Source organism: Planobispora rosea (genome assembly GCF_014648175.1).
GTDB lineage: Bacteria > Actinomycetota > Actinomycetes > Streptosporangiales > Streptosporangiaceae > Planobispora > Planobispora rosea.
In genome coordinates this window covers 94,542-108,109 of record NZ_BMQP01000027.1, presented here as the reverse complement: position 1 = coordinate 108,109, position 13,568 = coordinate 94,542, and the positions used below count along the sequence as shown (strand labels likewise).

At 75.1% G+C, this 13,568-nt stretch carries 9 protein-coding genes; 1 reads left to right on the top strand and 8 read right to left on the bottom strand.

What is annotated here, in order from left to right; genetic code table 11:
- Positions 1-122: 122 nt before the first annotated feature.
- From IEZ08_RS25150 to IEZ08_RS25140, 3 genes are all read right to left on the bottom strand, one after another.
- Positions 123-935, bottom strand: a complete 813-nt coding sequence (locus IEZ08_RS25150; protein WP_189243109.1) for a hypothetical protein — start codon at positions 933-935, stop codon at positions 123-125.
- 103 nt (positions 936-1,038) lie between these two features.
- Positions 1,039-5,280, bottom strand: a complete 4,242-nt coding sequence (locus tag IEZ08_RS40345; RefSeq protein WP_189243108.1) for an AAA family ATPase — start codon at positions 5,278-5,280, stop codon at positions 1,039-1,041.
- A complete protein-coding gene (locus IEZ08_RS25140; protein ID WP_189243107.1) occupies positions 5,281-6,432 on the bottom strand; it encodes an exonuclease SbcCD subunit D in 1,152 nt (383 codons plus the stop codon).
- A gap of 147 nt (positions 6,433-6,579) precedes the next feature.
- Here IEZ08_RS25140 and IEZ08_RS25135 point away from each other — a divergent pair, with 147 nt between their 5' ends.
- Positions 6,580-8,103 carry an alpha/beta hydrolase family protein gene (locus tag IEZ08_RS25135; protein ID WP_229803484.1) on the top strand — a complete coding sequence of 508 codons (1,524 nt, stop codon included), beginning with the start codon at positions 6,580-6,582 and terminating at the stop codon, positions 8,101-8,103.
- A 44-nt stretch (positions 8,104-8,147) separates the two neighbouring features.
- Here IEZ08_RS25135 and IEZ08_RS25130 read toward each other — a convergent pair whose 3' ends face one another.
- The 5 genes from IEZ08_RS25130 to IEZ08_RS25110 all read right to left on the bottom strand — a co-directional run bounded on the left by IEZ08_RS25130 (position 8,148) and on the right by IEZ08_RS25110 (position 13,479).
- Entirely contained in the window at positions 8,148-8,747 is a 600-nt protein-coding gene (locus tag IEZ08_RS25130; RefSeq protein WP_189243106.1) for a response regulator transcription factor, read from the bottom strand.
- Positions 8,744-9,928 (bottom strand): sensor histidine kinase, encoded by a 1,185-nt coding sequence (locus tag IEZ08_RS25125; protein ID WP_203863265.1) that lies wholly within the window; start codon positions 9,926-9,928, stop codon positions 8,744-8,746. Before IEZ08_RS25125 ends, IEZ08_RS25130 begins: the two co-directional genes overlap by 4 nt.
- Before the next feature lie 10 nt (positions 9,929-9,938).
- Complete coding sequence (locus IEZ08_RS25120; RefSeq protein WP_189243105.1) at positions 9,939-11,540, bottom strand: carboxylesterase/lipase family protein; 1,602 nt, start codon at positions 11,538-11,540, stop codon at positions 9,939-9,941.
- Positions 11,541-11,638: 98 nt separating this feature from the next.
- On the bottom strand, positions 11,639-12,592 hold the full coding sequence (locus tag IEZ08_RS25115) for an alpha/beta hydrolase (RefSeq protein WP_068928948.1): 954 nt from the start codon (positions 12,590-12,592) through the stop codon (positions 11,639-11,641).
- Between the two features lie 5 nt (positions 12,593-12,597).
- Complete coding sequence (locus IEZ08_RS25110; RefSeq protein ID WP_068924509.1) at positions 12,598-13,479, bottom strand: crotonase/enoyl-CoA hydratase family protein; 882 nt, start codon at positions 13,477-13,479, stop codon at positions 12,598-12,600.
- Positions 13,480-13,568 lie beyond the last annotated feature (89 nt).

Here is a 13,568-nt window from a genome sequence, read left to right as displayed (position 1 = left end):
GGCCTGTTCCTGCATGCGTCGCAGCATGGCGGCCATGCGGGCCACGACCAGCATGAACAGCGCGGCGGAGGTGACGGCCACGGCCCAGGTGCTCGGTTCCAGCCCGAAGGCGAGCTGCACGATCAGGGTGCCGGGGGCGAGCAGGACGACGGCGGTGAGGGTGAGCAACCGCCGGGGGTGAGGGAGGGAGCCGCCTCCGGAGTGGCGCGCAGCAGGTCGGGGGCGGAGGGGTGCAGCGCCGCCGCGCCCCAGAGCAGGTAGGCCGTCAAGAAGGGGATGACACCGAGCGACAGGCTGAACCCCTGCGGGTCCTCCACCAGGACGAAGACCACGTCACCCGCGAGCACGCCCACCAGCGCCGCTGTGATCATCCGGAAGGCGGGTGTGCGTGCGCCCGCGGTGGTCAGCAGCCGTACGAGTCCGGCGAGCATCAGCGCGTCGGCGAGGGGATACCCCAGCAGGATCGCCCGGGTGAGGACCGGGCCGTCGCTGTCGAGCCGGGGGTCGATCAGCAGCACCCAGTACGGCAGCACCAGGCCAACGACGAGGATGGCGCTGTCCAACCGGGACTCCCGGTCGGCGGGAGAGCGGCGGCGCCGGGCGAGGATGTGCAGAGCGGCCGCGACGATCGGATACTCCAGCAGGTAGAAGCCGTCCGCCAGAGAGGGGAACGGGTTCACCTCGGCGATGTGCTCGTAGTAGACCCACAGACCGTCGCCGAGGACCGCCATGAGCACGCCGGTTCCCATCAACGCCCAGGGAAGGGACACCGCGCTGCGGAACCGGGCGGCCGACACCAGCATGGCCACCACACCGCACAGACCGATCACGACGTACAGCACGTCCCGGGGCATGCCGTACGGCAGCAGCATGAAAATCCCCAGGACGACGAAGCCGCCGAGGAGATAGACACGCCAAACCCGAGAACTGTCCATGCCGCTCCATCGGCGGATCGCAAACAATCCTTAGAGTAGGCGAATTGTTACATGCTGTGGGAGCTATCGCCACACTCGCCTCTGGGACACCGGCGACCCTGGATCACTGGTGGATGGACGAGCCGTGGCGGTCCTTGCGGACGTGGAGCCGGGCGGGGATCCGGGTGCGCAGCTCGCCCACGTGGCTGACGATGCCGACGGCCCGCCCGCCGTCGCGCAGGCCGTCCAGGATGTCGAGGACCCCGTCCAGGGTGTCCTCGTCGAGTGTGCCGAACCCCTCGTCCACGAACAGCGTGCCGAGCTCCACTCCCCCGGCCTCGGCGGTGACCACGTCGGCCAGGCCGAGGGCGAGCGCCAGCGAGGTGATGAAGCCCTCCCCGCCGGACAGGGTCGCGGGGTCGCGGTCCACCCCGGTCCAGCCGTCGAGGACGCGCAGGCCGAGCCCGCCGCCGGATCTGCTCCGGTCGCCCGCCGACCGCCTGAGGTCGTGCTCCAGGAGGTAGCGCCCGCCCGACATGTGGTCCAGCCGCTCGTTGGCCGAGTCGACGACCTGCCGGAGCCGCTCGCCGAGCACGTAGGACGACAGCCGCATGCTCCACCGGTTGTCGGAGGAGTTGCCGCTGGTCAGGGCGGCGAGCCGGTCGGCCAGACGGTGGCGTTCGGCGGCGGGCCGCCAGCGGCCCAGGCACCCGGCCAGCTCGGCGCGGAGCGCGACCAGCCGGTCGCGGCGGCTCTCGGCGCGGTCCCGGGTGGCCAGGAAGGCCGCGTGCGCGGCGTCGGCGGCGTCCCGGGCCGCCTCCAGCGCGGTCAGGTCGGGTTCGGGTTCCGCAGCGGCGGCGATCAGCTCCGGGTCGGCCAGCCGGGCGTCGACGGCGGCGCGCTCCCGGTCGAGCTCGCGGAGACGTTCGGCCTTGTCCGCCTGCTCGGCGGCCGGCCGGACCGCCGCGCGGGCGTCCTCGAGTCCCAGGAACCCCGCCTCTGCGGCGGCGGCCCCGGCCCGCGCCAGGGCCGCCTCCAGCTCGGCGGCTGCGGCCCGTTCCTGCCCGGCGGCCTCGGCGGCCTCCCTGAGCAGCTCGGCCTCGTCGGCCAGCCGCTCCAGCCGGGCCGCCAGCGTCGGGTCCTCCCCCCGGGCCGCGTCGAGGCGCGCCGTCATCCGGCCGGCCTCGGCGGTGAGCCGTTCCACGTTCGCGCGGCGCGCGGACAGGCCCACCGCGAGCCCGCGCGACCGTTCCTCCAGCTCCCTGAGCTCGGCGACGAGGCCCCCGAGCTCGGTCTCGAGCACGGGAACGGCGCCCGCCGCCTCCCGCAGCCCGGACAGCAGCCGCTCCGCCTCCCGCAGGTCCTCGGCCGCCCGGGCGGCGCTCAGCGCGCGGGACCCGTCCGCCGCCGCGTCCCCGGCTGCGTCCCCGGCTGCGTCCCCGGCTGCGTCCCCGGTCGTGTCCCCCGCGGCGGGCGCGTCAGCGGGATCGGCGGCCGGACCCCGGTCGATGCCGTACCGGGTGGACGCCTCCCGGTGCAGGGCGGAGGTCTCCTCCACCCGTGCCACCGCGGTCAGGGCGAGGGCGAGCGCGGCGGTCTCGGCGGCGAGACGGTCGCGGCGGGCCCGGACGGTCGGGTCCGCGCCCCGGGCCCCGTCGAGGCGGGCCGTCAGCCGGGACTGCTCGGCCCGCGCCCCGGCCCTGCGGGCCCGCCCCTCGGCCAGGCGCCGGTCGATCTCCCCGGCACGCTCCTTCACCGCCTCCAGTTCGGCGGTGACCCGGTCCAGCCCGGCGGCGAGAGCGGGTTCGGCCTCGGCGGCGGAGAGCAGCTCGGCGAGTTTCTCCCGCGCCGCGGCGAGCGCCTCCCCGGCCTCCGCGACGGCGAGCCCGCCGGCGACGGCGACGGCATCGTCCAGCTGGGAGGTGAGGGCGGCGACCGTGCTCTCGGCGGCCTGCCGCCGGTCGGTGGCCGCGTCGTAGTCGCCCTGGGCGGCACGCTCGTCGTCGGCGGTGGGCGCCTCCTCCGCCGGGGCCGCCGGGGCGGGGTGGTCGGGCGAGCCGCAGACCACGCACGCCTCACCGGGGACCAGCCCGGCGGCGAGCTCGGCCGCCATCCCGTCGATGCGGGCCTGCCGGACGCGCTGGAGCCGGTCGCGGAGGTCCTGGGCGCGGTCGACGGCCTCGGCCTTGACGATGCGCGCCGTCTCGAGTTCGGCCTGGAGCGCGTCACGGCGCCGGGCGGCCTCCAGCACGGCGGCGGCGGCCTCGGCGGCCGCCTGGGCCGCCGGGACCCCGGCCGCCTCGGCCCGGACGGCGGCCAGCCGGGCGGACGCCTCGGCGAGCGCGGCGGGCAGCTCCCGCTGGGATCCGGCGAGCGCGGCCTCCTGCCCGGTCAGGTCCTGAAGGTCCGCGTCGAGGGCGGCGAGTTCGGCGTCCAGCTCCGCCAGGCGCGCCTCGTCGGCGCGGAGCCCTTCCAGCCCGGCGAGGGCGTCACGGCGCTCCCGCTCCCGGGAGACCAGCGCCTCCCTGAGCCCGGTCACCTCCCAGGGAACATCCACACCCCCGGATCCGATCACGCCCTCCGGGACAGCCAAGCCCCGGAGGTCGGCCCCCTTCCAGGAAGCATCCGCGTCCACGGTCACGCTCCCGGATCCGGCCGGGTCCCCTTCCGCGTCGCCGGGAACGGCCTCACCCGTCACGGGCAGGGCGGAGAGCCGCTCCGCCAGCTCCCTCCGGGCGGCGGCCAGGTCGGCGGCCAGGCGGTCGCGGTCCTCGACCGCCCGGAGGCGGACGGCCGCGGTCTCCCTGGCCGACTCGGCCGCGGGCAGGCGGGCGGCGTCCAGCCGGGCGGCGGTGAGGCGGGCGTCCAGCCCGTCCCGGAGACCGGGCAGGACCCGCAGACGGGCCTCGACCCCGGCCTGTTCCCCGGCCAGCCGGGTGATCTCCAGCTCCTCCCGTTCCCGCTCCCGGAGGATCTCCCCCAGCCGCGTCTCCTCGGCGCGCAGCTCGCCCAGGCGGGTGATCTCGTCTCGCCGGTCCCGCTCCAGCGCGGCGAGCAGGTCCGGGCTGACGCTCCGCTCCTCGGCGGACCCGGGAGCGCCGTCCGAGCCGCGTCCCGGCGCGGCGGGACGGCCGGGACCGGTGACGGGGTCCTCCCCTCCGGCCGCGGAACCGGCCCGGCGCAGCAGCGGGAGGGCGCGGGTGAGCGCGTCGGCGGCCAGGTCGCGGGTCTTGGCCGCGGTCTCGGCCCGTTGCCCGGCCTCCTGGATCAGGGGCAGCACCCGGTCGGCCCGGGCCGCCTCCGCGAGGATCGCCTCCAGGTCGGCGCGCTCCTCGGCGCGCTCCTCCAGCGCCCGGCTCCGCGTCAGCGCCTCGGCGTGGCGCCGGCGCCGGTCCGCCAGGGCGGCACCGTCCTCCAGGCGCCTGCGCGCCTCCAGCACGGCGGCCTCGATCTCCTCGCCGGTCACCGCGGCGGCCGCCTCCCCGGCCAGCGTCACGAGCGCGTCCGCCCAGCCCAGCGGGTCGTCCTCCGCCGAGACCGCCCCGGCGGGCCCCGCCGGGCCCGGTTCCGCGCCGGGAAGGAGGAAGAGAGCCTCCGAGGGGTCGTCCCCGGGCGTGAAGAGAGCGTCCGCGGAGGGGTCGTCCCCGTCCGCGGAGGGGATCTCCGCGGAGGCGGCGAGGGCGGCCAGGAGCTCGGGGCCGGCGGCCTCCTCGATGCGGTGGACGACGGAGTCGACCTCCCTGCGGAGGGCCTGCTGGTCACGGAAGGCCTCGGTGCGGCGGTCGGCGAGCCAGGACTCGGCGGCGGCGTAGATCTTCACGGAGAAGAGGCGTTCCAGGACCTTGCGCCGCTCCTCCCCGTCGGCGCGCAGGAAACGGGCGAAATCTCCCTGGGGCAACATGGCGACCTGACAGAACTGGGCGGCGTTCATCCCGAGCAGGCCGCTGACCAGCTCTCCGGCCTCGTCGGCGCGGGTGGTCAGCCCGGTCCACTCGCCGGAGGCGAGCAGCTCCTCGACGATGACCTTGGCCTTCTCCTCGGTGGTGCCGGTACCGCGCTGCTTGGGGCGCTGCCAGGCGGGCGAGCGGGTGATCCTGAAGCGGCGCCCCCGGATGGTGACCTCCAGGACCACGCGCGGGCCCCGGCTCGGGGGAGCGTGGTCGCAGCGCAGGCTCCTGGCGCTGTTGCGCTGGCCGGGCACCTGGCCGTAGAGGGCGTAGCACAGCGCGTCCAGCACGGTGGTCTTGCCCGCGCCGGTGGGGCCGTGGATCAGGAACAGCCCGGCCTCGGAGAGGGCGTCGAAGTCGACCTCCTCCTCCCCGGGGAACGAGCCGAACGCGGTGATCCACAGGCGGTGCGGGCGCATCTACGCCATCGCCTCCTTGGTACGGCAGGCCTCCACGGCCCGCTGGAGCAGCACGATCTCGTCGGCGTCGGCGGCCTCGCCGCGCACCTCCCGGACGAAGTCGAGCGCCACCTCGATCTCGGGCCTGCCTGCGGTCCGGGCGCGGGTCACCGTCTCCCGGACGCCGCCCTCGGGCTCGAAGGCGAGGGTGAGCGTGTGCGCGAAGCGGGTCCGCAGGCGCTCCATCGCGCCCTTGGGGCGGACCGGGTCGGTGAGCGTCACCTGGAGCCAGCGGTCCTCGTGGTCGGCGTACTCGGCGGAGGTGAGCAGGTCGTCCAGGCGGCCGGTGAGCCGCCCGAGCCGCCGGGGCACCGGCGCCTCGGCGAACTCGGCGCCGGCGAACCCGTCCGGCCCCAGCTCCACCAGCCACGAGCCCTTCACCTGGTCGGCCTCGGAGAAGGAGTAGGCGATCGGGGACCCGCTGTAGCGCACGGTCTCGGTCATCCTCTGGCGGCCGTGCAGGTGGCCCAGGGCGACGTAGTCGGCGCCGTCGAAGGCCGTGACCGGGACGTGCGCGAGACCGCCGACGCTGATGTCGCGCTCGCTGTCGCTGCCCCGGCCGCCGGTCACGAACGCGTGGGCCAGAACCACAGACCGGGTGCCGCGCCGGGCCGCGTCCGCCCGGATCAGGGACATGGCGTGCCCGATCGCGGCGGTGTGGCTGCGCTCGGGCAGCTCCCACGGGCCGCGGACCAGCTCGGGCTCCAGGTAGGGGATGCCGTAGAAGGCGACCTCCCCCGCGGCGCCGCCCGCCGGGTCCTCGATCACCACGGGCTCGCCGACCCGGGCGGGATCGGTGCGCAGGTGCACGCCCGCGGCGTCGATCAGCTCGGCGCCGAAGCCCAGGCGGCGCGCGGAGTCGTGGTTCCCGCTGATCAGGACGGTGCGCACGCCCTCGGCGACCAGCCGCCGCAGCGCCTGGTTGCACAGGTCCACCGCGTCGACCGAGGGCAGCGCCCGGTCGTAGACGTCGCCGGAGACGACGACCACGTCGACCCGCTCGGACCTGACCGTCTCGATCAGGTGGTCGACGAACACGCCCTGGGCCGCGAGGAGGCTCTCCCGGTGGAACGAGCGGCCCAGATGCCAGTCCGATGTGTGCAGCACCCGCATGTCGCCTGAAGCTAACAGCCCTCAGCGACAAATGACGCCACTCTTACCCCTCCGCTCTCGCCCGCGCCGTTGGGCAATGCCGGGAAACGCCTGTTACGAGTAGGCTTGAAGATCTAAAGGAGAATGTGACGAAAACCATCCGAACACATGACAGTCGCGGGGATCGGGGAGCGTATCGGCATGCGGGTGGGCCGTGGCACGATGGGCGTGGCCGCCGGTTTGATCATGGTGGCTCTCGCGACGGTGGGCTACACCCTGCCGCCGCCGTTCGATCCGGCGCCGCTGAACGTGGACCCGGCCTTCCATTCCCTGCCCGCCCAGCCCCCGGCCGAGCGCCGGGCGGTCACCGCCACCGCCGGGATCAGCACCCAGGACATCACCGTCCGGGTCCGCGGCACCACCCTGGGGGCGACGATCCGCGCGCCGCTCACCCCCGGCAGGCACCCGGCGCTCGTCTTCGTGCAGGGCGCGGGTGCGGGCCTGCGCGATGAGTTCACCACGCAGGCCGAGTGGCTGGCCAGAGCGGGGATCGTCACGCTCGTCTACGACAAGCGGACGGTGGGCTACGACTTCCGCCACCGCGACTTCGGGCTGCTCGCCGACGACGCGCTGAGCGTCCTGGCCGAGCTGCGCAAGCGCCCCGACGTCGACCCGGCGCGCACCGGCCTGTGGGGGGTCAGCGAGGGCAGCTGGGTGGTGCCCATCGCCGCCTCCCGGAGCGACGACGTCTCCTTCGCCGTGCTGGTCTCCGCGCCGAACGTCTCGCCGCTGCGGCAGGTCAGCTGGGCGCTGGGCGAGCAGCTGGACCGGCTGCACGCACCGGGCGGGGTGCGCGAGCTGCTCATCCGGGCGATGGGCGCGGTGGACATGAACTTCCTGCGCCACGACGCCGAGCCCGCGCTGCGCCGGACGCGCCAGCCGGTCCTGGCGCTGTACGGCACGCGCGACCCGTCGATCCCGTTCGTGGAGAGCACCCGGGCGCTCACCCGCGCGCTCACGGCGGGGGGCAATCCGGACTACACGATCCGCTACCTCGACGGGGCCGACCACGGCATGCGCCTGCACGGCGGGCCGTTCGCCCCGGGCTACCTGGAGACGCTGGCCAACTGGGTCACGGGCCTGCCCGGCACGGCCCGTCCCGCGGTGCCCCTCGCGGGCGCCACCCCGGTCCAGCGCTTCGAGGCCAGCGACGTTCCCGTCGCCCCGTGGTACGCCGGGGGCGCGGTCCTGGGTCTCACGCTCTGCCTGGCCGCCGTCGGGTACGTGGCCGGTCCGGTGGCCGCGATGGTGGTACGGCTGCGCGGCCGCCACCTGCCCGCCGAGGCCAACGCCCGGCTCTGGCCGCCGATCCGGCGCCGGTTCCGGCAGATGGCGTGGACCGCGCTCGGGCTGCTCGCCTCGGTGATGGCGCTCATCGTCCTGCTGGTGCTGTTCTCGGTGAACCAGGCGGGGGCCTGGCCCGCGGTGCTCGCCGGCTGGCTGGTGGTCAGGGCCCTGGCCGTGCTGATGCTCCTGCAGGAGGTCACAGCCGTCGCCGCCGTCGTCTCCGCGCTGCGGGAGGGCTGGCGGCCCAGCCGCCCGCAGCACGTCGCGATCGCCGGGGTGCTCGGCGGGACCGGTCTGCTGCTGGTCGCGGCGGCCTACTACAGCCTGTTCGCCCTGCCCTGGTGACGGCGCCCCGGGGCCGGGGAGACCAGAGCCACCGCAGAGCCGCTTCAGAGCCACCCGTTGTCGCGGGCGAGCCGCGCGGCCTCGATCCGGTTGCGGGTGTGGGTTTTCCCGATGGCCGACGACAGGTGGTTGCGCACGGTGCTCTCCGACAGGTGGAGCCGGGCGGCGAGATCGGCGATGGCGGCGCCGTCGAGGGCCGCGGCGAGCACCTCGCGCTCACGGCCGGTCAGCGGGCTCGGCCCGGCGTTGAGCGCCTCGGCGGCCAGGGCGGGGTCGACGATCCGCTCACCGGCCACGGCCCTGCGGATCGCGGCGGCCAGATCCTCCACGGGGCCGTCCTTCACCAGGAAGCCCGCCGCGCCGGACTCCATCGCCCTGCGCAGGTAACCGGCCCTGGCGAAGGTGGTCACGACCAGGACGACGGCGCCGTCGCGGGACAGCTCGCCGACGGCGTCGAGGCCGCTGCGGCCGGGCATCTCGACGTCGAGCAGGACGACGTCGGGACGGACCCGCCGGGCGACGTCGGTGATCGTCTCACCGTCTCCCGTCTGGGCGACGATCTCGATGTCGTCCTCCATGTCCAGCAGCAGCGCCAGGGCGTCGCGCATCATGCCCTGGTCCTCGGCGATCATCACCCGGATCACGCGGTCTCCCCGGGACGGCCCGCCGCACTCCCGTCCGCCGCACTCCCGTCCGCCGCGCCCCCGAACGGCGCGCCCCCGCCCGCCGCGCCCCCGGGCGGTGCGTCCCCGGGCGGCAGCACCGGCACCGCCATCCGGAGGCGAAACCCGCCCCCCTCCGCGGGACCGGCCTCGAACGCCGCTCCCGCGGCGGCCGCCCGCTCGGCCAGCCCGCGCAGCCCGTTGCCCCACTCCCCCGGCCCGGCGGCCCCGTCGTCCACGATCTCCAGCACGGCCTCTCCCCTTCCCTCGCTCACCCGGATCTCGCACACCGCGGCCCCGGCGTGGCGGATCACGTTGGTGACGCCCTCCCGTACGGCCCAGCCGAGCAGCGCGTCGGCGTGCGGCGCGAGCCGTACCTCACCGGCGCCGACGACCGCCCGCACCCCGGCGGCCCGCAATGCCGCGTCCGCGGCGTCCAGCTCCCCGGCCAGCCCGCGCCCCCGGTAGCCCGAGACGGCGGCGCGCACCTCGGCCAGCGCCCGGCGGCCGATGGTCTCGATGTCGGCGGCCTGCCGGGCGGCCGCGGCGGCGTCCCGGGGGGCCAGCCTGCGCACCGCCTCGGCCTTGACGACCATCAGCGAGAGCGTGTGCCCGAGCAGGTCGTGCAGGTCGCGGGAGAAACGCTCGCGTTCCTCGCCCACCGCGGCCAGGGCCAGCTCCCGCCGGGTCCGGTGCAGCTGGAGGGTGACGTGGACGACGACGCCCGCGATGCCGGTGCCCCAGGTGACGGCGGCGACCGCGTCCTGGCCCCCGCCCTTCCAGAGCGTGACCGCCATGGAGGCGAGGGTCACCGCGGCCAGGGCCACCGGCACGGCCCTGCCGCCCAGCACCAGCCCGCAGGCGATGGAGACCAGCGGGCACAGGTAGAACCACGTCCCGCCGTAGACCGCGCATCCGGCCAGTGTGACACCGGCCAGGGCGGTCAGCGCGGCGCGCGCGGCGGCGGGCCGCCCGAAGGCGGCCCGCACGCCCAGCAGGTAGCAGGCGGTGACCGCGGCCAGGCCCGCGGCCTCCGTCCACCGGAAGCCGCGGGCCAGGTCGGCGGCCGGGAAGAAGACCAGCGCCACCCAGAAGGAGAACGCGGCGGGACCGCTCCACGTCCGGTCCACGCCGTTTCCCGCCCCGTCCACGTCAGCTCTCACCCGATCCACGCTAGTTCGCCGGTCCGTGTTCCTCCGTGCCCGGTCCGCGCCCCTCCACATCCGGCCCGCGCCTTTCCGCATCCGGTCCGCGCCGGTTCCAGAAGTCCAGCCGGTGCCCGGCCGCGTAGTCGACGGGCCGGACCGCGCCCGGCGCCAGGGACTGCACGCCCCGTTCCACACGCGGCCAGGCGGGCAGGCCGGGGCCGTTGGGGTCGCCGGTGCGGGCGAAGTTCGTCCAGTAGGCGACCATCTGCCGGGACAGCTCGCGCTGGCCCGCGTCGAGCTCCGCCGCCGGGTCCGGGAAGAGGTAGGGCAGGTCGCCCGCGTGGTAGGCGCCCCAGTCGAAGTCCGTCCCCAGCGGCAGGAACATCGGCGCGTCACGGTCGGCGAACTCGTAGCCGTAGACCGGTGCGCGCCGGGCGAGCAGGGTGTTCTGCTCGTGGGTGGCCCGGGCCCACATCCGGTCGGTCAGGACCGTCGCCCACGCGATGCCCGGGGAGGCGAAGTCCCGCGCCGGATACCGCCGCAGGACGCGCGCGGCGTCCTGGCCGAACGCCTCCGCCACCAGCTCGCGGTACCGCCGCCCGGTGATCGGCTCACCCTGCGCGTCGTAGGTCATCCCGACGAAGAGGCGGTGCTCGTCCCTGGTCGCACCGGCCAGGACGGGCACGCGGTGGAAGCGCCCCGCGCGGATCGCCTCCGGCGGCGGCTGCGGGAGGACCTCGTTGCCGTAGGCGTACGCCTGGAAGGCGTTCATGATCTGCGGCACTCCGAGGATCCTCTCCACCGGCAGGGCGCGCAGGCACGCCAGGTCGCCGCAGCCGAGCTGCCCGGCGTAGTGCACGCCGAGCTGCTCGGTCTCCCGGGCGCCGCGCCAGGCGAAGTGCGGCTGCGCGGGCAGGCCGGGGACCATGCTGCCGGCGGGCATGTCCATCATGGTCTCGCCGCTCTGCATGATCGCCCGGTGGAACAGCCCCTTCGCGCCGGGCGAGGTGAGGTGCCCGCCGATGGACAGCGCGCCGTAGGAGACGCCGAAGAGCGTCACGTTGCCCGGGTCGCCGCCGAAGGCGCGGATGTTGCGCCGCACCCAGGCGAGCGCCGCCTGCTGGTCCTGCAGGCCGTACGTGCCGGAGCCGCGCAGCCCCGGGTAGCCGAACCCGCCGAAGACGCCGAGCCGGTAGTTGACCGTGACCACGACCGCGCCCCGCGAGGCGAGCCTGCGCGCGTCGGAGTGGTGTCCCGCCCCGAGCGCGCCGTCGCCGTGCAGCCAGACCATGACCGGCCGCGCGCCCGCCGGTTCACGCGGGGCGGTGACGTTGAGCACCAGGCAGTCCTCGGTGGTGCTCGTGACGGGGGCGTAGTCGGAGCCGACCTGCGGGCACGCGTTCCCGGGCGTGGTGGCGTCCTTGACGCCCCGCCAGGTCCCGGCCCGCCGCGGCGGCTCCCAGCGCGCCGCGGCGGCGTACGGGACACCCTGGAAGATCCGGTGATCGGCGGTGACCGTACCGCGCACGGCCCCCGCCTCGGTCCTGACGATCGCGGGATCCTCCCGCGGCGGCTGTGCGCCGGTGCAGGCGGTGAGCAGGACGGTTGTCGCCAGAAGAACTCTCATGGGTTCAACGCTGCCGGGACCGGCCCCCGATCAGAAGATCCGTCGATACCGGGTTGTCCACGACAAAAGTCCTGGTTCCGCGGATTCCCGCGGCGCCGTCACCCGCCCGGCGAGAGGTAGCAGCCGATCCAACGGTCCATCTCCTCGAAGACCCGCTTGCGCGCGGGCTCGGGCGAGAGCACCAGGTCGTGCATGCCGCCGGGCACCCGGACGCACGTGACGTGCCCGCCCACCCGCGTGGACCAGCGGGCGATGTGCTCGGGGTCGAGCACGGTGTCGGCGCCCTGCGCCTCGGGGGTGAAGTCGCGCATCTGCAGGCCCTTCTCCGCGCAGAGCACCAGGACCGGCACGTCCACCCGCAGACCGCCGTGGAGACGCCGCTGGGCGCGGCGGACGGCGGCCAGCCAGGCGGCGTGGACCGGGAACCCGCCGACCGGCTTCCACTCCAGGTCGAACTCCCACTCGCCGTGGTGCTCCCGGTGCAGGCTGGTGCCGTACGCGGTGGACACGCCCACGGGCAGCACGGTGCGCACGGGCAGCCGGGAGAGCGGGCCGCGCAGCAGGTCGGCCGCGATCCGCAGGCCGGCGGGGACGTTCAGGTCGAAGAAGGGGCTGTTGAGCACCAGGCCCTGCAGGCGGCCCCGGCCGCGGACCCGGTCGGCCCAGAGGGCGGCGATGAGGCCGCCGGTGGAGTGGGCGTTGAGGATGACCGTGTCGTGGCCGTCCTCCTCGCGGATGATCCGGACCGCCTCGTCGATCTCCGGGAAGTACTCGGTGACGCTGCGCACGAACCCCCGGGTCTGGTGCGGCAGCAGCGAGCGGCCGTACTTGCGCAGGTCGAGGCCGTAGAAGTCGGTCCCCTGGGCGGCGAAGTGGTCGGCCAGGTGGGTCTGGAAGAAGTAGTCGGTGAATCCGTGCACGTAGAGCACGGCCCTGCCGGTCGCCGGCGCGGTGGCGCGGCGCCGTACGAGGGAGGCGACGACCTCGCCCTCGTAGTCGTCGGCCATGGGCAGGACCGTGAGCTCGTAGTCGGGGCCGAGAACGTCGGACATGGACGTCACGATAGTTCGTAGGGGTTGACCGGCCAGGAGGGGACCGCCTCGGGGAGGTCCTGGCTGACCTTCATGGGGAAGTTCGCCGGGCGCTTCTCCAGGAACGACGTGACGCCCTCGGCGGCGTCGGGGGCGGCGCCGAGTGCGTGCATGAGCTTGGAGTCGGCGCGGTGGGCCTCCCACGGGGAGGCGGCCGACAGGCCGGACCACATGAGCCGGCGGATGGCGGCGACCGAGACGGCGGAGGTGTTGTCGGCGATCTCGCGGGCCAGCGCGTGGGCGGCCGGGAGGAGCTCGTCGGGGGCGAGGACCTTCGAGATCAGGCGGCCGGCGAGCGCCTCGGCGGCGGGGAAGACGCGGCCGGTCGCGGCCCACTCCATCGCCTGGGAGATGCCGACGATCCGGGGCAGGAACCAGCTGGAGGCGGCCTCGGTCACGATGCCGCGCCGGGCGAAGACGAAGCCGAACTTCGCCGTGTCGGAGGCGAGCCGGATGTCCATCGGGAGCGTCATGGTCACGCCGACGCCGACGGCCGGGCCGTTGATCGCGCCGATGACCGGCTTGAGGGAGCGGGCGATGCGGAGCACGACCGTGCCGCCGCCGTCGCGGGGCGAGCCGTCGACGGTGTCCCGGCCGCCGAACATCTCCTCCGACCTGCGGTGGTTGAAGGTGTCTCCCCCGCCGCCGAGGTCGGCCCCGGCGCAGAAGGCCCGGCCCCGTCCGGTGACGATCACGGCGCGGACCTCGTCGTCGGCGTCGGCGCGGTCGAACGCCTCGATCAGTTCGCCGCGCATGACGTAGGTGAAGGCGTTGAGGCGCTCGGGCCGGTTGAGCGTGATGGTGGCGACACCGTCGGCCACGCCGTACTCGATCTCCGTGAATGACATGACCGAATCTTATTCCAGTACCGGCTGCGGACCGGGCACCGGCCTTGCGGGCTCCCTCCGGATACAGAACTGATCAGAAGGGCTTTCCA